The organism is Bacillus coreaensis (assembly GCF_050586445.1).
GTDB lineage: Bacteria > Bacillota > Bacilli > Bacillales > Cytobacillaceae > Robertmurraya_A > Robertmurraya_A coreaensis.
This window is the reverse complement of record NZ_JBOCCY010000001.1, coordinates 457,376-478,398: the sequence shown is the minus strand read 5'-3', so window position 1 is coordinate 478,398 and position 21,023 is coordinate 457,376. Positions and strand designations below refer to the sequence as shown.

Below are 21,023 nucleotides of genomic sequence, written 5' to 3'. Positions count from 1 at the left end.
ATAGGTAATATAACATTCTGTATTATATAAGGAGGGGTAAAAATGTTAATTAGTCCAGTTGAGTTTTTCCGTACATTACCCAAAAAGGTTTGTCCCGAGTGTGGTCAACAAGTACATGAACAGGCTGAATCGTACATCTTGGAATGTGACAGATGCCTTTCAAAGAAAATGGAAGAGTAACAGTAACTGAGCACGGTGAGATTAAATGATCTCACCGTTTTTTTTGTATTAATTTGTTAAAATATTTAGAAAAATCCATCCAAATCATGTATACTAACAATGTATATACTTAGGAATACGAAATACATAGTTAGGGGGAAAGGAAAATGGAGAAAACATCTCAAAAAAGGTATTTACGTGGAGAGGTACCCGAGCATTTAACATGGGACTTGAGTGATTTGTTTGCCTCTGAAGACGCATGGCAAGACCATCTCAAATTGGTAGAAAACGATCTTAGTCTGTTTGATGCTTTTAAAGGAAAAGTAACCGAAAACTCCGCTACGTTACTCGAATGTTTAGAACAACGTGAAAAGTTTACTCATAAATTAATAAAAATTTCTACTTTTGCTTCTTTAAAGCAATCTGAAGATGGAACAAATCCAATCAATCAGGCGAATGTTGGGAAGCTTTCATCGCTACTATCCAATATAAATTCATCATTATCCTTTATTGATTCAGAATTATTAAAACTTGACGAAGTGACCCTTTCACAATTCGTACAAGAACAACCGAATCTCCTTCCTTTTCAGAGTATGCTAAATGATTTGCTAGAGACAAAAAAGTATCGTTTATCCCCCGAAACTGAACAAGTACTTGCTGCTCTTGGAGAAGTTTACGGAGCACCTTACCAAATTTATCAAACAAGTAAATCTGCCGACATGACTTTTTCTTCGTTTTTAGACGCCGAAGGAAATGAGTTACCAAATAGCTTCGCTCTATTCGAAGACCGATACGAATTTTCACCAGATCCAATAGTGAGAAGAAATTCCTATGAATCATTTGTAACTACATTAAGCAAGTACAAAAATACGTACGCTACTGTGTATGCAACTGAAGTAAAAAAACAAGTCGCTTTGTCTAAATTACGGGGTTATGATTCTGTAACAGATATGCTTTTACATCCACAAAAAGTTGATAAAGTTACCTATGAGAATCAATTGAATGTTATTCAAAGGGAGCTTGCTCCGCATATGAGAAGGTTTGCTCAGTTAAAAAAGCGTGTTCTTGGTCTTGAAACGATGAGATTCTGTGACTTAAAGGCACCTTTAGATCCCTCTTTTAATCCATCTACGACCTATGAGGAAGCAAGCCAAGTGATTTTAGAGGCATTAAAAGTAATGGGACCTGAGTATAGTAGCATCATGAAAAAAGGATTAACGGAAAGATGGGTTGACTTAGCTGATAATGTTGGAAAATCAACCGGTGCATTCTGTTCTAGCCCTTACGGCTCCCACCCGTATATTCTTATAACATGGACAGACACCATGAGAGGTGCTTTTGTACTTGCCCATGAGCTTGGACACGCAGGACACTTTTATTTGGCAAATAAAAACCAACGGATAATGAATACTCGCCCATCCATGTATTTTATTGAAGCCCCCTCAACGATGAATGAAATGCTTTTGGGTGACTACTTACTCTCTCAAACGAATGATGTACAAATGAAGCGCTGGGTGGTATTACAATTGTTAGGAACGTATTATCATAACTTTGTTACACATCTTCTAGAGGGAGAATTCCAAAGAAGAGTTTATCGTTTAGCTGAGGAAGGTGTACCATTAACAGCTAAAACACTTTGCGAACAAAAAGCAAATGTGCTGACGGACTTCTGGGGTGATACAGTTGAGATCGATGAAGGTGCAAGTCTCACATGGATGAGACAGCCTCATTACTATATGGGACTATATCCATATACGTATTCCGCTGGCTTAACTGCTTCAACTGCTATGGCTCAGTTAATAAAGGAAGAAGGTCAACCGGCTGTTGAGCGTTGGCTAGAGGTATTAAAAGCTGGAGGGACTCTGCGTCCATTAGAGCTCCTAAAACATGCTGGAATTGACATGTCATCACCAGCCCCTATTGAGAAAGCCGTAAGCTACGTGGGGACATTAATTGATGAGCTAGAAGCTAGCTATCAATAATAAAAAGAGCACAGATTACTTTTACGTAGTCTGTGCTTTTCAGTGCAAATAAAAACTCTCTAGTTATAACTAGAGAGAAAGTCAACATCTTAGGGGACCCAACCATTTTTCACCAGCTTTGCTTCCGGTTTAGTTATTTTCCTACTTCAAATAACAAGGTTAAGCTTTTTTAAAACCTTTGCTGATGTGTGTTTGTTCCGTTTTAGGATTACGTTGGATGATCTCACACTCTTAGAGAGAAGTGAGAAGGTATTCCTTCCGAATAACAAACAGCCTTATTAAGTTTTAGTTTTTAACTCTCATACACATAAAGGGAAGCTTTATTATCATTATATAAAGGAAGTTGTAATTTCCATTACCAAATTTTCCGTTTTTGGTCAACTTTTTAACCCAAGGCTTTGGCTTCTTTTCCCTTTTTTTCTCGTAACTAATTTTCTTAATACTATATCGCTACAATACTTAAAATGAGAATTTCAGCTTCAGGTCTTAGCTACTTACTAAGTAGCTTTTTACTGAATAAGTAGTGATTAAAAAGTAGGGATTTTACATTTTACCTTTCTTTTACCGCTTCACAAATTATGTGTGAACTATATAGTTTACTCGTTCTCAATACACTTACATACGGAACGAACACTATATGGTTGAGTCTCCTAAAATGTTAACTCCTTTCTTTTTTGAATTATTTTTCTTTACACTCTTATTATATCACCTGAAAAAAGGAATACTCCCCAAAACTGTGATAGTTATGTGAACGTTTCCATTCCTTCAGAAAGAATAACACTTGAAATTGATGAGAACGATATATATATGCTCATCAACTAAAAGGAGGTAATCATGAGATGGAGATGATCAATCCAAAAGAGGTCAAAGTAGGAGATGAGGTGTTTGTGATCTATAATAACCCACATACTCCGACTGTATCTAATATAAGAGCTGCTGAAATCGTACAACATCCTCATAATCCCGATGCAGTAGCCTTATTTTTAAATGAGACCTTTCATGTAATTGAAGATGATGATGCGCTTTTTGCTTCTGAAACTGCTGCTGAACAAGCATTTAATGACCATTATTTTAATTCGGATACACACTAAAGAAGCAAGGCTACGCCTTGCTTCTAATCCCTAATTGATTTTGGGGAGCTCTCTAACTTCCATTGTTGTGTCATGTCCGCACAATGGACATTTTAAATCGGAGCTTGCAAACTCTTTTCTCATCCAACCAATACAATCGTTATCAGCACATGTATACACTTCAATATCCATTAAAATATCTTCTGGTTTTTCTTCTTGAGCTTTTCTGTTAAAGAACATAGCAATTGCCCCCATTCTAGAGATTCTTTCGTTCTTTTTATTTAGTATGTACAAATTATTATATTTTAAAAGTATTTTTTCCTGTGTATCCAAAAACAAACAACCTGCCCCTTAAGCAGGTTGTTTATTTCTTCTTATAACCAAGAAGCTCCAACAATGATTAATAAGATAAATAATACGACGATTAACACGAATCCTCCGTATCCAGTGCCACATCCACCATAACCATATCCGTAGTTATAGCCCATAGCATTCAACCCCTTTAATTATCAATTACTAATTAATATCCCCATCCTACGTATGCTGCTCCCACTATAATCAATAGGATGAATAAAACGACGATCAAAGCAAATCCACCGCCGTAGCCGAATCCAGCTTCTGCGCTCATTACTTCCACCTCCCATGACATCTATCGGCAGTATATGTGTGCAAAAGTTGTCCTGTATGGGCGTTTTCACTAATTCATTTTTTTCATCATCAAAAAAACTCCTTGAGCTGTATCAAGGAGTTTTTCCATACCATTAAATTCTTACATTTTCGCTACTCTTTTCTCTGAAACGGAAAAAGAAACTTCATTTTCAATTACTTTCTTTTCTTTAACAACAGGCTTTTTATTTAAATACACATAGAAAGCTCCGACAAAAATACTTCCTCCAATTAAATTTCCAAGAGTTACAGGTATGATATTATGGATTGCTGACCAAATGGTAATCGTTTCTGGATGTGGAACCATTAGTGCAATACCAAATAGCGCCATATTTGCAATGCTGTGTTCATAGCCAGAGATAACAAAACCAAATACAAGTAAGAGGGTTAAAAGGAGTTTTGCTACGTCACCTTTTACATGCATTGGTAACCAAATGGCTAAACATACAAGCCAATTACAAAGAATTGCACGAAAAAAGATTTCTACTGTATGTCCGTGCATCTTATAACTTGCAACGTCCATCAAAAGTTCCGATTTGTCTGGTGATAAAAATAAACCTGATAGCATGATCAGAACAGAAAAAAACAATGTACCAGCTAAATTACCAAAGTAACAAGCCACCCAGACTTGGAACGTCTCATACCAGGTAGTTTCCTTTTTTAACGTTCCGATGGTCATTGTCATTGTGTTACTTGTAAACAACTCCGCCCCACCGTAAATAATCATTACGAGTGCAGTCCCAAAGAAAATAGCTACCAACATCATGGCAGACGGAGACCCGGCATCAAAGAAAAATTCCCCCGTTTTATAAGATACCATGATTCCAAAACCAATATAGACCCCAGCAAGCATCGCCTTAATAAAGTAATGTAGTTTAGAAGACATCCACGTATCTCTTTTTTTCCTAGCGTTTAATGCCGCTTCCTCAATGGGTGTAAGCTCATTATACATGTTCAGGATCCTTTCTCTTTTCAAAATGTGAAAAACGTCACAATATTTACTGTCATTTTACCCCTCATTTTTGCTTTTGTTAATAGAAAAACTAATGAACGCTTCGTGACTCTTTATGAAGCGGTTACATAATTCTTATTTCATCATTAAAATATTGAAAACTAGGGTTTTCAATATAGGAATATTAAAAACCTCCCTTTCTCCCCTGTTACAAATATCACACTTATAAAGAAATTTTCAAATTAAACGTGATTTCTGTCACAAAACGTTAACTCTTTGTGAAGTAAACTATATTGACCAGATACATAACATTCTTTTAAATAAACTATATGGCCAGCGCTTAAAGGAGGATACGAATGGTGAAGCAAAAATATAAGGAAGAATTGTCCTACGAACTTGGCGAATTATTAAAATCGGCTGAACGAATTGTACCTATAAAAAAAGGAAGTTTTCTATTTAAAGAAGGACAAGAAGCGAGAGAAATGTATATTATCTTATCAGGTAAGGTTCAAATATCAAAAATGAACGCCGAAGGAAACGAACTGAGTTTAAGACTTTGTAAGCATAATGATATTGTAGGAGAACTAACCTTATTTACTGTAGATCCAAGGTATATATTTAATGCCAAAGTCATAGAAAATGGTGAAGCAGCAGCCATAAATATTGCTGATCTTGAACAAGCATTTTTTAAAAATAGCGAGTTGGCATTTGAATTCCTAAGATGGATGAATGATCATATAAGAAAAACCATTACTAAGTTTCGTGATTTAGTGTTAAATGGAAAAAAAGGCGCACTCTATTCTACCATTATCAGATTATGTAACAGTTATGGGGTTTTAAGAGAAAATGGAATTGAAATATCGGTTCCATTAACCAATCAAGATTTAGCAAATTTCTGTGGTACAGCAAGAGAAAGCGTTAGTAGAATGCTGACTGAATTGAGGAGGAACCATACCATTTCTATTAGCAAAAAAATAATTACTGTCCATGACCTAGATTATTTAAAAAAAGAAATAGATTGTGAGAACTGTCCGATAGAATATTGTAATATTGATTAATCATAATCGCCTATTTAGGGCGATTATTTATTTTTGTCGAAAAATCGTGTCAAATACTATCGGAATATTCACTATATTAATGATTGAAAAGTAGTTTTATAAAATGATAGTATTAACCGTGTAAGCGTTGTCATAGTTTGGAAATTACTTAACCATTTAATAGCGGGAGGGAAACAATGAGTCAATTAACTGTTCAATTGCATGAAAAAGTAGAGAAGTTCCTATCAGGTAAAAAGAAGCTCTTTATTAATGGAGAATTCGTCGAGAGTCAAACTCAAAAGACATTCGAAACCTATAACCCTGCTACTGGCGAAGTGCTTGCAACTGTTTTTGAAGCCAACGAAGTAGATGTAGACCTTGCTGTGAAGGCAGCTAGAAAAGCTTTCGATGAAGGTCCTTGGTCAAAAATGGGTAGCGCTCAAAGAAGTAGATTAATGTATAAGCTTGCTGACCTAATGGAAGAAAATGCAGCTGAACTAGCACAACTTGAAACATTGGACAACGGTAAACCAATTAAAGAAACTACGAATGCTGATATTCCTTTAGCTGTTGAACATATGCGATATTATGCTGGCTGGGCAACGAAAATCGTCGGGCAAACCATTCCGGTTAACGGGCCGTACTTTAACTATACTCGACACGAAGCGGTCGGGGTGGTTGGACAAATTATTCCTTGGAACTTCCCTCTTCTAATGGCCATGTGGAAGCTAGGTGCTGCACTAGCAACAGGATGTACAGTCGTACTAAAACCAGCAGAGCAAACACCTCTTTCTGCCTTGTACTTAGCAGAGTTAATTCAAGAGGCAGGCTTCCCTCCTGGTGTTGTCAATATCATTCCTGGATTCGGTGAAACCGCAGGTCAACCGCTTGTTGACCATCCACAGGTTGATAAAATTGCTTTCACCGGTTCAACTGAAATTGGGAAAATGATTATGGAGAGAGCAGCCAAAACGTTAAAGAGAGTAACCCTAGAACTTGGCGGAAAATCGCCAAACATCTTGCTCCCTGATGCTGATCTTTCAAAGGCAATTCCTGGAGCACTAAATGGGGTCATGTTTAACCAAGGTCAAGTGTGCTGTGCAGGTTCTCGTGTCTTTATTCAGAAAAAGCAATTTGATAATGTTGTTGCTGATATGGTAAGTCATGCGAAGAACATTAAGCAAGGAGCAGGTCTACACTCTGACACAGATATCGGACCTCTCGTTTCAAGTACACAACAAAAACGCGTTCTTGGGTATATTGAAAAAGGAATTAACGAAGGAGCGGAGCTATTAGTTGGTGGAAATAATCCATTTGAACAAGGATACTTTGTTTCACCAACGATTTTCGCCAATGTTAATGACCAAATGACGATCGCTAAAGAAGAAATATTTGGCCCTGTTATTTCTGCCCTTCCATATGAAGACTTAGATGAGCTTATAGCTCGTGCGAATCAAAGTGAATACGGCTTAGCTGCTGGGCTATGGACACGTGATGTAGCTCAAGCACACTACGTAGCCAACAATTTACGAGCTGGAACGGTTTGGGTGAACTGCTACAACGCATTTGATGCCGCTTCCCCGTTCGGTGGATATAAGCAATCCGGTCTTGGTCGTGAAATGGGCTCTTATGCACTTAACAACTATACTGAAGTTAAGAGTGTTTGGATCGGTATGAATTAATAACCACAAGAAAGCGAGAGGGTCTTCCCTCTCGCTTTTTTATAAACAAATATTAGTAGCCGTAGCCTCCACCGAAGAATCCTGCTCCAACAACGATTAGCAAGATAAACAGGACAACGATTAAAGCGAAGCCGCCTCCATAATTTCCACTCATGATAGTTAACCCTCCTCTATAGCCTTTTCACTCTTAGTGTATTCAGACGGGATGTCAACGGTATAGATGAATGTCCTATATGGGATCAATTAAATAAGTTCACAATATGTCCATAGGATTTTCCCTCAAGATTCATTATCTTAAATAGAGGGGGTATGTTCATGAAGAAAATATATATGATTTGTTCAATTATAGTCATCGTTGGTATTACTGCTGGAATATCCTTTTTTTTAATTCGTGATGCCAATGCAACAATTCCTGATGATATCGTTTTGACGACAATGAACAATGAAAGCTTTGATTTTAGTAAAACCGAAAAAAAGATAAAACTGGTTGAATTCATGTATACGCATTGTCCTGATATTTGTCCCACCACAACATTGAAAATGAATCAATTAAAAACGGATCTTGAAGAGGAAGGCGTATTCGGAGATACGATTCAATTTCTAACCGTTAGTATTGATTCCTATCGTGATACACCGGAAGTGATGAAAAGTCACATGTCCCATTTTGAAATTAAAGACGATGGAAACTGGTTATTCTTAACTGGTGATCCCAGTAATATTAAGGAAGACCAAAAGGATATTGAACGATTAGCCAATACCTTTCAGTTTCAATATAGAGATCCAGGTGATGGATTCTATGTCCACTCTACTTTCGTTTTTCTTGTAGATGAAAACAATAAATTTATTAAGAAATTCCCTATGGGTGATGATTTTAATCGAGAAGATGTCTTTAATAAAATTATGAAGGAAATACAATAAAACGAGCGGCGTCAATAGCCGCTCGTTTTATTAATTTGTTGAAGAAGATAATTTTGCCTGTTGCTGCAGTAGGAGAATTGATTTTGGGCGAGGTTTCGAAAAACTCACTTTAATTCCTGACCCCTTTAACCGATTAACTAAGTCTATTAATTGTTTTTTAGCCATATTAAAGACTCCTTTTCCGATCTAATTAGCTTTATTGTACATGATAAATATGAAAAAAATATGAAATTTCATCATTTTTTTCTATGAAAATAAAACTTTTATTTAAGGTTGATTTTTTTGGCAATGCTGATGATATAGAAATTCATGCGAACAACCAGTAAAAAGTGTTATAATGAAAATTATTGTTTATTTTGTTTGGAGGAAAAGAAATGATTACAGTAACAGACGTAAGCCTACGATATGGTGACCGTAAACTATTTGAAGATGTAAATATTAAATTCACACCTGGTAATTGCTATGGATTAATTGGGGCAAATGGGGCAGGAAAATCAACATTTTTAAAAATCCTTTCTGGTGAAATAGAGTCACAAACCGGTCAAGTTTCCCTTGGACCTGGAGAAAGATTGGCGGTTTTAAAGCAAAACCACTATGAATTCGAAGAAGAAGAAGTAATGAAAGTAGTAATCATGGGACATAAGCGTCTATATGAAGTCATGCAAGAAAAAGACGCTATTTATATGAAAGCGGACTTTACAGATGAAGACGGAATGAAAGCTGCTGAGCTTGAAGGAGAATTTGCGGAGCTAAATGGTTGGGAAGCCGAATCAGAAGCTGCCATTTTATTAAAAGGGCTTGGAATCACTGAAGACCTTCACACGAAAAAGATGGCAGATATTTCAGGTTCTGATAAAGTAAAGGTACTTCTTGCGCAAGCTCTATTTGGTAAGCCTGATGTTCTTCTACTTGATGAGCCCACGAACCACTTAGACATAAAAGCAATCCAATGGTTAGAAGAATTTCTAATTAACTTTGAAAATACCGTTATTGTTGTATCCCATGATAGACATTTCCTTAATAAAGTATGTACGCATATTGCGGACTTAGACTTTTCAAAAATCCAAATCTACGTTGGAAACTACGATTTCTGGTATGAGTCAAGCCAGCTAGCACAGAGAATGGCTCAGGATCAAAATAAGAAAAAAGAAGAAAAAATCAAAGAACTTCAAGCATTTATCGCGAGATTTAGTGCTAACGCATCTAAATCAAAGCAAGCAACATCAAGAAAAAAATTACTTGATAAAATTTCTTTGGATGACATTCGTCCATCCTCTAGAAAATATCCATATGTTGGTTTTACTCCTGAAAGAGAAATAGGAAACGACCTGTTACGTGTTGAAGGAATAACAAAAACCATCGACGGAGAAAAAGTTTTAAACAATGTTAGTTTCGTAATGAATAAGGAAGATAAAATTGCACTTGTTGGAGCAAATGAACTTGCTAAAACAACCTTATTCAAAATTTTGACGGGCGAGATGGAAGCTGACAGTGGTACGTACAAATGGGGTGTCACTACTTCCCAGGCGTATTTCCCAAAAGACAACACTTCTTACTTTGAAGGAAGTGAGCTTAACCTGGTAGATTGGTTACGTCAGTTCTCCCCTGCTGATCAAAGTGAAAGCTTCCTTCGTGGCTTCTTAGGAAGAATGCTGTTCTCAGGAGAAGAAGTATTAAAGAAGGCGAGCGTTCTTTCCGGAGGAGAAAAGGTTCGCTGTATGCTATCCAAAATGATGCTAAGTGGTGCGAATGTCCTTCTATTAGATGAGCCAACAAACCACTTAGACTTAGAATCAATTACTGCGGTTAATAATGGGTTAATTAACTTTAAAGGCTCTCTTATGTTTGCATCTCATGACCATCAGTTCATTCAAACGATTGCCAACAGAATTATTGAAATTACTCCAAATGGTATCGTTGATAAGCAAATGACTTACGATGAATATCTTGAAAATAGTGAGATCCAAAAACAAGTAGAAGAAATGTATAAATAAAAATAAAAGAGAGCCAATTGGCTCTCTTTTAATGTCTTTTTGTTTTTCGTCTTGCACTATCTTTTTTTGTCCCAGCCATTTCATTCTCTGTTGTGCCTTGCCCTTCAACTTGCGGAGAACTTAATCCAACAGTAGAAGGATCTTTTTTTCTATTTGACATAATGAAAACACCTCCACATATATTTTTTTATATTTCGAAAGTTTTTATCCAAACCATAAAGCAATTTTTTAAATTATCACTGTCACAACTCTCTATTTTTCGCTATAATTTCTTGTATGCATAATAAATAGGAGGCTTTTTAACTTTTGAGAAAAATAACCATTGCCATCCTCATTTCATGCTTGTTTAGCTTACTAAGTTCCTGCAGCCAAGAAAGAGAAGAACATATTCAAATGACGATCTCAGCTGCAGCAAGTATGAAAGATGTGTTAACTGAGCTTAAAGAACTATACGAACAAAATCATCAGGTTGACCTTCTGTTTAACTTTGGTGGTTCTGGAGCATTAAAACAACAAATAATTCAAGGAGCACCTGTTGATCTTTTTATTTCGGCATCAAAGGATCATGTGGATGAGTTAGTAGAAAAGGAACATATACTCACTAATTACCACTCGCCATTAGTAGCTAATTCCCTTGTTCTAATAGCGCCGAAGAATGATAACAGTATCCATTTGAGACTCTCTAATCTTCAAGGTCAGTCAATTGAAAAAATTGCTATTGGAATACCAGAAACGGTACCTGCCGGAAGTTATGCGAAGGAAGTATTGCAAAACGCTAAATTATGGAATCAAATTGAAGATAAATTAATATATACGAAAGATGTTTCTCAAGTGCTTACATATGTAGAAACGAAAAATGTGGATGCTGGAATAGTTTATAAAACTGATGCTTTAACATCAAAGAAAGTAGAAGTGACTGAAAACATAAATCCGTCTCTCCACTCCCCAATCATGTACTATTTTGGTGTTTTAGCAAATACAACCAACAGCAAAGAGAGCAAATCCTTGTTTGAATTTCTACAATCACCCGCTGCACAACAAGTATTTAAAAAATATGGATTTAACGTATTGGATTGATTATATGAATTTACAATTTTGGTCACCAGTGCAACTTTCCTTGACAGTTGCCTCGCTTTCACTACTTCTTGTGATTATTTCTGGCGTGTTCGTTTCTAGGATTATGTATCGATCTTCCTTTAAAGGTAAAACCATTATCGAAACAGCACTTCTTTTACCTATCGTTCTCCCCCCTACCGTTGTTGGATTTTTATTAATTATGATTTTTGGCGTTAATAGTCCTGTAGGGCATTTCATTGAACAAATTTTTAAGCAACCCGTTATGTTTACCTGGTGGGCAGCAGTAATCGCTTCAACAGTTGTTGCTTTTCCTCTTATGTATCAGTCATGTAAGACCGGTTTTTTATCAGTAGATAGGGAAATAGAGGATGCGGCAAGAGTTGACGGTGCTGGAGAATGGAAGGTTTTTTTATTTATCGCTCTTCCTTTGAGTGTAAAGGCCATTGTTTCTGGTTCTATTCTTGCATTTGCCCGTGCTCTTGGTGAATTTGGAGCTACACTCATGTTCGCTGGAAACATTCCTGGAAAAACTCAAACCCTTCCAACAGCCATATATGTTGCCTTCGAGTCTGGTAATACTAGTCTCGCTTGGACCTGGGTCCTTCTGATGATTTTTTTATCGTATATTATGCTTTATCTATCAAGCCATATAAAATAGCCATGAGAAAACTCATGGCTATTTTTTCATCCGTTCAATATTCGTTTTTTCCACATTCCTATAAATGCTCCAAGTAACGCAAAACCTAATCCAATTGATATAGCTTTCATCACAATAGGTGTAGTTTTATCACTCGATGTGGTTTCTCCAATAATAGATTCTCTCTCTGGAGCTGTTTTGATTTTATAATTAGCTAAAGAGATCGTTTGCAGCTCTTTATTCGAGGAATCAAATACAGCTAACTCTCCCTCTTTTGTTACATTTACTATAGCAGAGCCAGTAAGAGGTTCTGTTATATATAACGGATCCGTCACAACAAACTTATCTTTTTCATTTTCAAATGTTGTATTTACAGGAATAATTGAAGTTTTATAGTTAGAAAATCCAAAGCTTAGCAAATTAATTGTGTCATTATAAATATCACGTTTATACGTTGCTCCTAAACCAATGACTGTTAACCCAATTTGACCATTAGAAGCAGTCGTCGCTAACGTTTGCCTGGATTCATTGACAAAACCAGTCTTTCCACCTGTGATTCCTTCGAATGGGATTTCTCCCTTCAATAGTAAATGATGTGTAAACAACGTTGTATCCCAGGATTGTCCATCCCAAGCCAAATCTTTTGTTCCGAAAATTTCTTTAAATGTTTCATTTTTAAGTGCGTAATTCGTGATTAGACCTAAATCATACGCTGTTGTATAGTGGTTTTCATCAAAGAGCCCATGCGGATTCGTGAAATGAGTATCCTTAACTCCAACCTCATTTTTTAGAAATTCATTGATATTTTTTTCATATATCTCCATGCTACCGTCAATATAAAGGGCAATGGCAGCAGCAGCATCATTTCCTGAATTAATAAGCATACCTTGAATTAATTTTTTTAGAGTAACTTCTTCTTCCTCATTTAAATATACTTTAGTTCCCTCAACTTCAATAGCTTCACTTTTTACTTTTACTACTTCATCTACTTTTACAGTTTCAATTGCGTAAATGGCAGTTGCAATTTTTGTTAAACTAGCCGGATACATACGTTCATGCTCATTTTTTGAGTAAAGGACCGCATTGGATTGTGAGTCCATTAATATTACCGAATCGCTTATTATGGACAGCTCGTCCATTTGCTCAGCGAACACTTGATTTGCACTAAATGAAAGGATAGTTAGAAAAATAAAAGATAGTTTTTTAATCACTGTATGCACACACCTTGTTTGAATTCAGTCTTTTTCGATTGTACCAAAAAAATTAACATGTAAACGTATAAATTATACATTTGTTACAAAATTGAAAAACTAGGTAATATTTCGTGCTTTATAACGAAAAACCGATACTAAGGTCGTAAATTTACATTCATAGAAAAAGTATAGACAAGTTTCCATTACCTTGATGCATATAAATTAGTAGAAATAAATTTTTTGGAGGGGTACGATGCAATTTCTAGTAGTCAAAAAACGTTCTATTATATTTTCACTTCTTCTGTTAGGTTTGGTTTTCTCCGCCTCCCTTTGGATTTATTTAAACATGGGCAGCGAGGCAGTCATTCAAACATCGGTCAATGATTCTACAAGGGAAATTCATTTAGTCACTGGCGAGTTTGAAGCGACAACTAAAGATGGAAAAGAAATCGAAGCGTATCGCTTTGACCCTGGTACCATCTTTCTTCAAAAGGGTGAGAAGGTAAAATTAAAGATTATGGGAATAAACGGTGCTAATCATCCGTTTATAATTGAGGGTACAAACATTAGCGGTAAAATACTTCAAGGAGAAGAAACTGAACTAGACCTCCAGTTTCAAAAGAAGGGGGTCTATCGGTTGGTTTGTTTAACTCACCATGATTCAGATTCAAATGGACCAATGACGGCCTATATTGTTGTGAATTAACACTTGTAGACGATTGTGTGTAACACGCACAATCGTTTTTTTTTGGTCTATTCAAACTGTCAAAATATCTACATAACCTAATTGACCACGAAGAGATTTATCACGTTACAATAGTGTTATTAATAATAACTTTTTGTATAACAGATTTCATTTTTTGCCGAATCATTATAGTACAGTTTTCTTTTTTCACCATTCTGTCACATAACGAACCTCTGACAAACCTAATGTTCATAACATTGTCAAAATGTCATCTAGATTATGTGATGTATTTCACTAATTATCTGTTATACTTCAAGTATGATGTATTTGTATCATCTGTTATATAAACATTTACTAAGAGGTGGACTCAAATGGAACAGTGGAAAGGCTTTTCAGAAGGTACTTGGAGAAAAGAAGTAAACGTTAGAGACTTTATACTAAGAAACTTTAATACGTACGAAGGAAATGATTCCTTCCTTGCAGGCCCTACTGAGGCAACAACAAAATTATGGGATCAAGTAATGGATTTAACAAAACAAGAAAGAGAAAACGGTGGCGTACTTGATATGGACACCGAAATCGTTTCTTCTATTGTTTCTCATGGTGCAGGGTACTTAAATCAAGATTTAGAAAAAGTTGTTGGTGTTCAAACCGACAAACCGTTCAAACGTTCTTTACAGCCTTATGGCGGAATTCGTATGGCACAACAGTCTTGTGAATCTTACGGTTTTGAATTAAATAAGGATGTTGAAAAAATCTTTACTGACTACCGTAAAACACATAACCAAGGTGTATTCGATGCTTATACTGATGAAATGAAAATGGCACGTAAAGTTGGTATCATTACTGGTTTACCGGATGCATACGGACGTGGTCGGATTATCGGTGATTACCGACGCATTGCTTTATATGGTGTAGACTTCTTGATTCAAGAAAAGAAAAAAGATCTTGCTGGCACTACTCCAGTAATGAAGGAATCTGTTATTCAACTTCGTGAAGAATTGTCAGAGCAGGTTCGTGCTCTTAATGAATTAAAGAAATTAGCTGCTAGCTACGGATTCGATATTTCTAAGCCGGCTACTACAGCTACTGAAGCTTTCCAATGGTTATACTTCGGATACTTGGCAGCTATTAAAGAACAAAACGGAGCTGCAATGAGCCTTGGACGCGTTTCAACTTTCTTAGATATTTATATTGAAAGAGATTTAGAAAACGGTGTACTTACTGAGCAAGAGGCTCAAGAATTGGTTGACCACTTCGTAATGAAGCTACGTCTTGTAAAATTTGCTCGTACTCCTGATTATAACGAACTATTTAGTGGAGACCCAACTTGGGTAACAGAGTCTATCGGTGGTGTAGCAAATGACGGACGTGCATTAGTAACGAAAAACTCTTTCCGTTTCTTGCATACTCTTACTAACCTTGGACCGGCACCAGAACCAAACTTAACAGTACTTTGGTCAACTCGCCTTCCAGAAGGCTTCAAAAAGTTCTGTGCGAAAATGTCAATCGAAACAAGTTCAATTCAATATGAAAACGACGATATTATGCGCCCAGAATGGGGAGACGATTACGGAATTGCTTGCTGTGTATCAGCTATGGAAATTGGTAAGCAAATGCAGTTTTTCGGTGCTCGTGCAAACCTTGCAAAAGCACTTCTATATGCAATTAATGGCGGTAAAGACGAAAAACATAAACTACAAGTAGCACCAGAATTCTCCCCTATTACTTCTGAAGTTCTAAACTATGAAGAAGTGATGGCGAAATTTGATTCTACAATGGATTGGTTAGCTGGTCTTTACATTAATACACTAAACATCATTCACTATATGCATGATAAGTATAGCTATGAAAGAATTGAGATGGCTCTTCATGATACAAATATTCTTCGTACAATGGCAACAGGTATTGCTGGACTAAGTGTTGTTGCTGACTCATTAAGTGCGATTAAATACGCTCAAGTTCGTCCAATTCGTGATGAAAACGGTATAGCTGTTGACTTTGAAATTGAAGGCGACTTCCCTAAATACGGAAACAATGATGATCGTGTGGACAGCATCGCTGTTGATTTAGTTGAGCGTTTCATGAAAAAGCTTAAAAAGCACGAAACGTATAGAAACTCTATGACTACTATGTCTATTTTAACAATCACTTCTAACGTTGTGTACGGTAAGAAAACAGGTAACACACCTGATGGTCGTCGCGCTGGTGAGCCATTTGCTCCTGGTGCAAACCCAATGCACGGTCGTGATACAAAAGGAACTCTAGCTTCTCTTGCATCTGTTGCTAAGCTTCCTTATGCGTACTCATTAGACGGTATTTCTAACACTTTCTCCATCGTACCAAAAGCATTAGGGAAAGATGAAGACAGCCGTGAAAATAACCTTGTAAGTATTCTTGATGGCTACTCAGTTAAGCAAGGACATCACTTAAACGTAAACGTATTTAATCGTGAAACATTGCTTGATGCTATGGAGCACCCAGAAGAATACCCACAGTTAACAATTCGTGTATCAGGTTACGCAGTTAACTTTATTAAGTTAACAAGAGAACAACAAATGGATGTTATTAACAGAACATTCCATGGATCACTTTAAAAAACTGATGTAGGGAGAGTGTAAACATCTCCCTACCTGATAATTGAGAGGAGTTTTTCATCATGAACGGAAACATTCATTCAATCGAAACATTTGGAACAGTAGACGGACCTGGAATTCGCTATGTCGTATTTACACAAGGCTGCTTGCTTCGTTGCCAATTTTGTCATAATGCGGATACTTGGGAAATCGGAACTGGAAAACAGATGTCTGTTTCCGAAATCATCGATGATTTAAAAACATACTTACCTTTTATCGAGTCATCAGGTGGTGGAATTACTGTTAGTGGTGGTGAACCGCTTCTACAAATTCCCTTTTTAATTGAACTCTTTAAAGAATGTAAAAAGCTCGGGATTCACACAACTATTGATTCTTCCGGCGGCTGTTTCTCACACGCGGAACACTTTCAAGCTAACCTGAAGGAATTGTTACAATACACAGACTTAATTTTACTTGATATCAAGCATATTGATCGAAAGAAGCATATCTCCTTAACTGGTATGGCTAATGAGCATATTCTAGAATTTGCACAATTCTTATCTGCTCAAAATATTCCCGTATGGATACGCCACGTACTTGTACCAACCATCTCAAATGATCGTGACGATCTAAAAAAACTTGGTGAATTCATCGGTGCACTTACTAATGTTAAGAAGGTTGAAGTACTTCCCTATCATGAGCTCGGAGTATACAAATGGGAAGCTCTTGGAATGGAGTACCCATTAAAAGGTATTCAACCACCAAGTGATGAAGAAGCCCAAGAGGCTCTTGAGCTTTTAACTGCTACAGTAAAATATGCATAATGAAAATGGGGAGCAAATTATTTGCTCCCCATTTTTTTACTTCCACCAATTATCAAACATCGTTGTCGGCGGGCGTCGTTTATGTTCCGTTATGAGATATCTCTGTTCAATTTTCTCCGCTACCTCGTTCGCCACTTCTTTTCCTTCAAGAAAATCATCCAGTTCCTCGTACGTAATTCCGAGTTCCGTCTCATCTGCTTGACCAGGCTTTTGATCCAATAAATCAGCTGTTGGGACTTTTAAATATAGACGTTCACTTGCACCGAGTTCTTTCAGTAGCTCTCGGCCTTGTCTTTTCGACAGTCCAGACAGAGGAAGCAAGTCCGCTCCCCCGTCTCCATACTTTGTAAAAAAACCTGTAACGGCTTCAGCTGCATGGTCTGTACCAACGACAAGTAAGCCTTCCTGCCCTCCGATGGCATATTGTGCAATCATTCTCATTCTCGCTTTGACGTTCCCTTTATGATAGTCGCGTAACGGCTCTCCTGCCGTTTTTTGATCATATTCAAACTTTACTGCATCCACTGCTTCCTTAATATTAAAAACAAATTCCTCATCCGGCTGTATGAACTTAAGGGAGCTTTGAGCATCTTCTTCATCTTGCTGAATACCATATGGTAAACGTACAGCGATAAACTTACATTCATAGCCTTCTTGTCTTAACTCTTCGACTGCTAATTGGGATAATCGACCAGCTAGTGTACTGTCTTGTCCCCCACTGATTCCCAATACTAAACCTTTTGCGTTTGTTTTCTTCACATATGCCTTTAAAAAAGCAATGCGATCGTTCACCTCTTGGTGAGCGTCAATAGAAGGCTTCACATGTAACTCATTTATTATAAGGTTTTGTATGTTCCTCAACTCTTCTCCTCCTTATCTTATATTCTGAGATTTAATATTAGCCTTAATCTCTGCTATATTTCTCATTTTGTTATCCCAACATTTTTGACTTAAATCCACTGGGTATTCCTCTGGGTTTAGCGCTCTTGTATATTCCTCCCAAAGCTGTTTGAGATTTTCTTTTGCATAATTCTGCATTTGAACTAAACTTGGTACCTCATATACTTGCTCTCCGTTAATAAAGATATCCTCGTGGAGATCCTTTGCTGTGAAATTCGTAATGAATTTACTGATATAGGTGTGGACTGGATGGAACATTTTAATTCTAGACTCCGCTTCTGGATGTTCCTCATCCAATGTAATATAATCTCCTTCAGATTTATGATTTTCATTATTAATAATCCGATATACCCTCTTTAGACCTGGGGTAGATACCTTCTCAGGATTACCACTAATTTTAATTGTATCAACAAGCTCTCCATTTTCACCCTCAATGGCCACGAGCTTATAAACAGCACCTAACGCGGCTTGGTCATAAGCTGTGATTAGCTTTGTACCTACTCCCCACGTATCAATCATAGCTCCCTGAGCTTTTAAGTTAATGATGGTGTACTCATCAAGATCGTTTGAAGCAATAATTTTCGTTTCCGTGAATCCAGCTTCGTCAAGCATTTCACGAGCTTTTTTTGAAAGATACGCAAGGTCTCCACTATCGAGACGAATACCAAGAAAATTAATTTTATCACCAAGTTCTTTAGCAACTTTGATCGCATTTGGTACACCTGATCTTAGTGTGTCGTAAGTATCTACTAGAAACACACAGTCCTTATGTCTTCGAGCATATTTATGAAATGCAATATACTCATCCTTATAGGCTTGGACCAAAGAGTGAGCATGGGTGCCAGCTACAGGTATGCCAAACATCTTTCCTGCACGAACATTAGAGGTAGCCTGGAAACCTCCAATAAAAGCTGCTCTTGTACCCCAAATAGCCGCATCCATTTCTTGAGCTCTTCTAGTACCAAACTCCATTCCCACTCCATCACCGATCACTTGTTTAATCCTCGATGCCTTCGTTGCAATTAACGTTTGATAATTTATGATATTAAGCAGTGCCGTTTCAATTAGCTGAGCCTCTGCTAAAGGAGCTTCCACTCTTAATAACGGCTCATTCCCAAAAGCAATTTCCCCTTCGACCATTGAACGGATATTTCCTGTAAAGGTTAACGTTTTTAAATAATCAAGAAAATCCTGCTTATATTGAGCGACCTCGCTTAAATATTCAATATCACTATCTGTAAACCGAAATCCTCTTATGTAATCAATGACCCTTTCTAAGCCTGCAAAAATAGCGTAGCCATTTCCAAAAGGCAAATTTCTAAAATATAAGTCAAATACTGCTTTCTTGTTGTGTATCCCATCCTCCCAATAAGTTTCTGCCATATTGATTTGGTATAAATCCGTATGTAAGGTCAAGCTATCGTCTGGATAGTCACGTTTCATTACTAAAATCTCCTTAACTTCAAAAATGCATTTTAACCTATCATAGCGAAACTACCTTTAAATGTCACGATTTTAAGTAAATTGTCAAAATAAATCCTTATTATCTTCGTATTTGCGCAGGAGTTTATGATTTACTATACTTATAAGGAGAACATTCAAAAGAAGTGAGGTGATTTCGATGGATGAGATTCTATTTGACTTAACAAATTTTTCAACAATGTATACCATTTATGCTTCTGTCGTGATCAGCCTGATCCTTCGATTGGTTTGGATTTGGAACATTGAGTTCCAATTTCTTGATACCGTTTGTTCCTCAACCGATCTAAGCTCGGAACATAGACAACTTGTTTATGAGCGAACATACTCTCACCAACTACACCCTGCACTAGTCTGGATATTTCGATACATTAGACGAAAAGTTGCAGGCAGTGATGATACAGATAGCACCTTTCCTCCTTCAGCCAGATAAAACAAAATGATACGGAGGAAAGATAAATGAGTGAATTTTTTCAAACAGTATTTGTAAACACATTCTCAAACGCCATCCATACCATTGCGATTTTTTTTAACGGAAGCTTCGGTTTATCGATTATATTTCTTACATTAATTGTTCGCCTTCTGCTCATGCCGCTTATGCTTAAGCAGTATAAAGGTCAGCAGCAGATGAAAGAAAAAATGGAGGCACTAAAGCCTGAATTAGATGGTATCCAGGCAAAAATAAAGAAAACAAAAGATAGTAAAGAGCAACAAAAACTGCAGCAAGAAATGATGGGTTTATACCAAAAACACGGAGTAAACCCGTTAGCGATGGGGTGTCTACCCATGCTCATTCAAATGCCTATTTTAATGGGATTTTATTACGCGATTCGAGAATCTCACGAAATTGCAACCCACTCATTTTTATGGTTCAACTTAGGCGAGTCAGATATTTGGATTACTGCAATTGCTGGTATTGTGTATTATTTACAATTCAAAGTGTCTATGTCTAACATAAGTGGTCAACAACAGCAGCAAATGAAGTTCATGGGTCTCCTTTCACCTATTATGATTGTCATGTTTTCATTTAATGCACCTGCTGCTTTACCTCTCTATTGGGCAGTTGGGGGTACTTTCCTCATTATCCAAACACTAATAGGAAAAAAATTATACCAAACACCTGCACCAACACTTTCAGCTAATACAGAAAAAGCATAGTTAAAAGGGTCTGCTCTAATAAGAGCAGACCCTC

General features: G+C 36.9%; 24 protein-coding genes. 14 read left to right on the top strand and 10 right to left on the bottom strand.

Going from position 1 to position 21,023, the window contains the following annotated elements; translation table 11 throughout:
• Positions 1-42: 42 nt before the first annotated feature.
• The 3 genes from yhfH to ACQ5H4_RS02520 all read left to right on the top strand — a co-directional run bounded on the left by yhfH (position 43) and on the right by ACQ5H4_RS02520 (position 3,232).
• Positions 43-180 carry a protein YhfH gene (gene yhfH, locus ACQ5H4_RS02530; protein ID WP_430773408.1) on the top strand — a complete coding sequence of 46 codons (138 nt, stop codon included), beginning with the start codon at positions 43-45 and terminating at the stop codon, positions 178-180.
• A 146-nt stretch (positions 181-326) separates the two neighbouring features.
• A complete protein-coding gene (pepF, locus tag ACQ5H4_RS02525) occupies positions 327-2,141 on the top strand; it encodes an oligoendopeptidase F (protein ID WP_430773407.1) in 1,815 nt (604 codons plus the stop codon).
• A gap of 839 nt (positions 2,142-2,980) precedes the next feature.
• Entirely contained in the window at positions 2,981-3,232 is a 252-nt protein-coding gene (locus tag ACQ5H4_RS02520) for a transcriptional regulator SplA domain-containing protein (protein ID WP_430773406.1), read from the top strand.
• A 30-nt stretch (positions 3,233-3,262) separates the two neighbouring features.
• Here ACQ5H4_RS02520 and ACQ5H4_RS02515 read toward each other — a convergent pair whose 3' ends face one another.
• The 4 genes from ACQ5H4_RS02515 to ACQ5H4_RS02500 form a co-directional block, all read right to left on the bottom strand.
• Positions 3,263-3,550 (bottom strand): cold-inducible protein YdjO-related protein, encoded by a 288-nt coding sequence (locus tag ACQ5H4_RS02515; protein WP_430773405.1) that lies wholly within the window; start codon positions 3,548-3,550, stop codon positions 3,263-3,265.
• A 35-nt stretch (positions 3,551-3,585) separates the two neighbouring features.
• Positions 3,586-3,699: a YjcZ family sporulation protein gene (locus tag ACQ5H4_RS02510; protein ID WP_430773404.1), complete on the bottom strand. Its 114-nt coding sequence runs from the start codon at positions 3,697-3,699 to the stop codon at positions 3,586-3,588.
• A gap of 32 nt (positions 3,700-3,731) precedes the next feature.
• Entirely contained in the window at positions 3,732-3,839 is a 108-nt protein-coding gene (locus ACQ5H4_RS02505) for a YjcZ family sporulation protein (protein WP_084361915.1), read from the bottom strand.
• 141 nt (positions 3,840-3,980) lie between these two features.
• Positions 3,981-4,829: a formate/nitrite transporter family protein gene (locus tag ACQ5H4_RS02500; protein ID WP_430773403.1), complete on the bottom strand. Its 849-nt coding sequence runs from the start codon at positions 4,827-4,829 to the stop codon at positions 3,981-3,983.
• Between the two features lie 356 nt (positions 4,830-5,185).
• Here ACQ5H4_RS02500 and ACQ5H4_RS02495 point away from each other — a divergent pair, with 356 nt between their 5' ends.
• Both ACQ5H4_RS02495 and ACQ5H4_RS02490 read left to right on the top strand, forming a co-directional pair.
• Positions 5,186-5,887, top strand: a complete 702-nt coding sequence (locus tag ACQ5H4_RS02495; protein WP_430773402.1) for a Crp/Fnr family transcriptional regulator — start codon at positions 5,186-5,188, stop codon at positions 5,885-5,887.
• 176 nt (positions 5,888-6,063) lie between these two features.
• Positions 6,064-7,548 carry an aldehyde dehydrogenase family protein gene (locus ACQ5H4_RS02490; protein WP_430773400.1) on the top strand — a complete coding sequence of 495 codons (1,485 nt, stop codon included), beginning with the start codon at positions 6,064-6,066 and terminating at the stop codon, positions 7,546-7,548.
• A 52-nt stretch (positions 7,549-7,600) separates the two neighbouring features.
• On the opposite strand, the gene ACQ5H4_RS02485 is transcribed toward ACQ5H4_RS02490, so the two are convergent.
• The gene (locus ACQ5H4_RS02485; RefSeq protein ID WP_119708667.1) at positions 7,601-7,702 is read right to left on the bottom strand and encodes a YjcZ family sporulation protein; all 102 of its coding nucleotides are present in this window, start codon (positions 7,700-7,702) and stop codon (positions 7,601-7,603) included.
• A 161-nt stretch (positions 7,703-7,863) separates the two neighbouring features.
• Between ACQ5H4_RS02485 and ACQ5H4_RS02480 the strand changes: the two genes are divergently transcribed.
• A complete protein-coding gene (locus tag ACQ5H4_RS02480) occupies positions 7,864-8,466 on the top strand; it encodes an SCO family protein (protein ID WP_430773399.1) in 603 nt (200 codons plus the stop codon).
• A 30-nt stretch (positions 8,467-8,496) separates the two neighbouring features.
• Here the strand turns inward: ACQ5H4_RS02480 and ACQ5H4_RS02475 are convergent, their stop codons facing one another.
• Positions 8,497-8,631, bottom strand: a complete 135-nt coding sequence (locus ACQ5H4_RS02475; RefSeq protein ID WP_340904102.1) for a hypothetical protein — start codon at positions 8,629-8,631, stop codon at positions 8,497-8,499.
• Between the two features lie 209 nt (positions 8,632-8,840).
• On the opposite strand from ACQ5H4_RS02475, the gene ACQ5H4_RS02470 reads away from it, so the two are divergent.
• On the top strand, positions 8,841-10,460 hold the full coding sequence (locus ACQ5H4_RS02470) for an ABC-F family ATP-binding cassette domain-containing protein (RefSeq protein WP_430773398.1): 1,620 nt from the start codon (positions 8,841-8,843) through the stop codon (positions 10,458-10,460).
• Positions 10,461-10,488: 28 nt separating this feature from the next.
• On the opposite strand, the gene ACQ5H4_RS02465 is transcribed toward ACQ5H4_RS02470, so the two are convergent.
• Positions 10,489-10,620, bottom strand: coding sequence for a YuzL family protein (locus tag ACQ5H4_RS02465; RefSeq protein WP_119708670.1), 132 nt, complete (start codon positions 10,618-10,620; stop codon positions 10,489-10,491).
• Positions 10,621-10,766: 146 nt separating this feature from the next.
• On the opposite strand from ACQ5H4_RS02465, the gene modA reads away from it, so the two are divergent.
• Positions 10,767-11,537 (top strand): molybdate ABC transporter substrate-binding protein, encoded by a 771-nt coding sequence (modA, locus tag ACQ5H4_RS02460; protein ID WP_430773397.1) that lies wholly within the window; start codon positions 10,767-10,769, stop codon positions 11,535-11,537.
• Positions 11,538-11,541: 4 nt separating this feature from the next.
• Positions 11,542-12,195 carry a molybdate ABC transporter permease subunit gene (gene modB / locus ACQ5H4_RS02455; RefSeq protein WP_430773396.1) on the top strand — a complete coding sequence of 218 codons (654 nt, stop codon included), beginning with the start codon at positions 11,542-11,544 and terminating at the stop codon, positions 12,193-12,195.
• Between the two features lie 26 nt (positions 12,196-12,221).
• Here modB and ACQ5H4_RS02450 read toward each other — a convergent pair whose 3' ends face one another.
• Entirely contained in the window at positions 12,222-13,385 is a 1,164-nt protein-coding gene (locus ACQ5H4_RS02450) for a D-alanyl-D-alanine carboxypeptidase family protein (RefSeq protein WP_430773395.1), read from the bottom strand.
• A 235-nt stretch (positions 13,386-13,620) separates the two neighbouring features.
• On the opposite strand from ACQ5H4_RS02450, the gene ACQ5H4_RS02445 reads away from it, so the two are divergent.
• The 3 genes from ACQ5H4_RS02445 (at position 13,621) to pflA (ending at position 17,452) form a co-directional block, all read left to right on the top strand.
• Entirely contained in the window at positions 13,621-14,073 is a 453-nt protein-coding gene (locus ACQ5H4_RS02445; RefSeq protein WP_430773394.1) for a cupredoxin domain-containing protein, read from the top strand.
• Between the two features lie 350 nt (positions 14,074-14,423).
• A complete protein-coding gene (gene pflB, locus ACQ5H4_RS02440) occupies positions 14,424-16,649 on the top strand; it encodes a formate C-acetyltransferase (RefSeq protein WP_430773393.1) in 2,226 nt (741 codons plus the stop codon).
• A gap of 62 nt (positions 16,650-16,711) precedes the next feature.
• Entirely contained in the window at positions 16,712-17,452 is a 741-nt protein-coding gene (pflA, locus tag ACQ5H4_RS02435; RefSeq protein ID WP_430773392.1) for a pyruvate formate-lyase-activating protein, read from the top strand.
• A 36-nt stretch (positions 17,453-17,488) separates the two neighbouring features.
• Here the strand turns inward: pflA and nadE are convergent, their stop codons facing one another.
• Together nadE and ACQ5H4_RS02425 are read right to left on the bottom strand one after the other, a co-directional pair.
• On the bottom strand, positions 17,489-18,313 hold the full coding sequence (gene nadE, locus ACQ5H4_RS02430) for an NAD(+) synthase (RefSeq protein WP_430773391.1): 825 nt from the start codon (positions 18,311-18,313) through the stop codon (positions 17,489-17,491).
• A 12-nt stretch (positions 18,314-18,325) separates the two neighbouring features.
• Entirely contained in the window at positions 18,326-19,795 is a 1,470-nt protein-coding gene (locus ACQ5H4_RS02425; RefSeq protein WP_430773390.1) for a nicotinate phosphoribosyltransferase, read from the bottom strand.
• A gap of 178 nt (positions 19,796-19,973) precedes the next feature.
• On the opposite strand from ACQ5H4_RS02425, the gene ACQ5H4_RS02420 reads away from it, so the two are divergent.
• Both ACQ5H4_RS02420 and yidC read left to right on the top strand, forming a co-directional pair.
• The gene (locus tag ACQ5H4_RS02420; protein ID WP_119708676.1) at positions 19,974-20,264 is read left to right on the top strand and encodes a hypothetical protein; all 291 of its coding nucleotides are present in this window, start codon (positions 19,974-19,976) and stop codon (positions 20,262-20,264) included.
• 26 nt (positions 20,265-20,290) lie between these two features.
• Positions 20,291-20,989, top strand: a complete 699-nt coding sequence (yidC, locus tag ACQ5H4_RS02415; protein ID WP_430773389.1) for a membrane protein insertase YidC — start codon at positions 20,291-20,293, stop codon at positions 20,987-20,989.
• Positions 20,990-21,023: the final 34 nt, after the last annotated feature.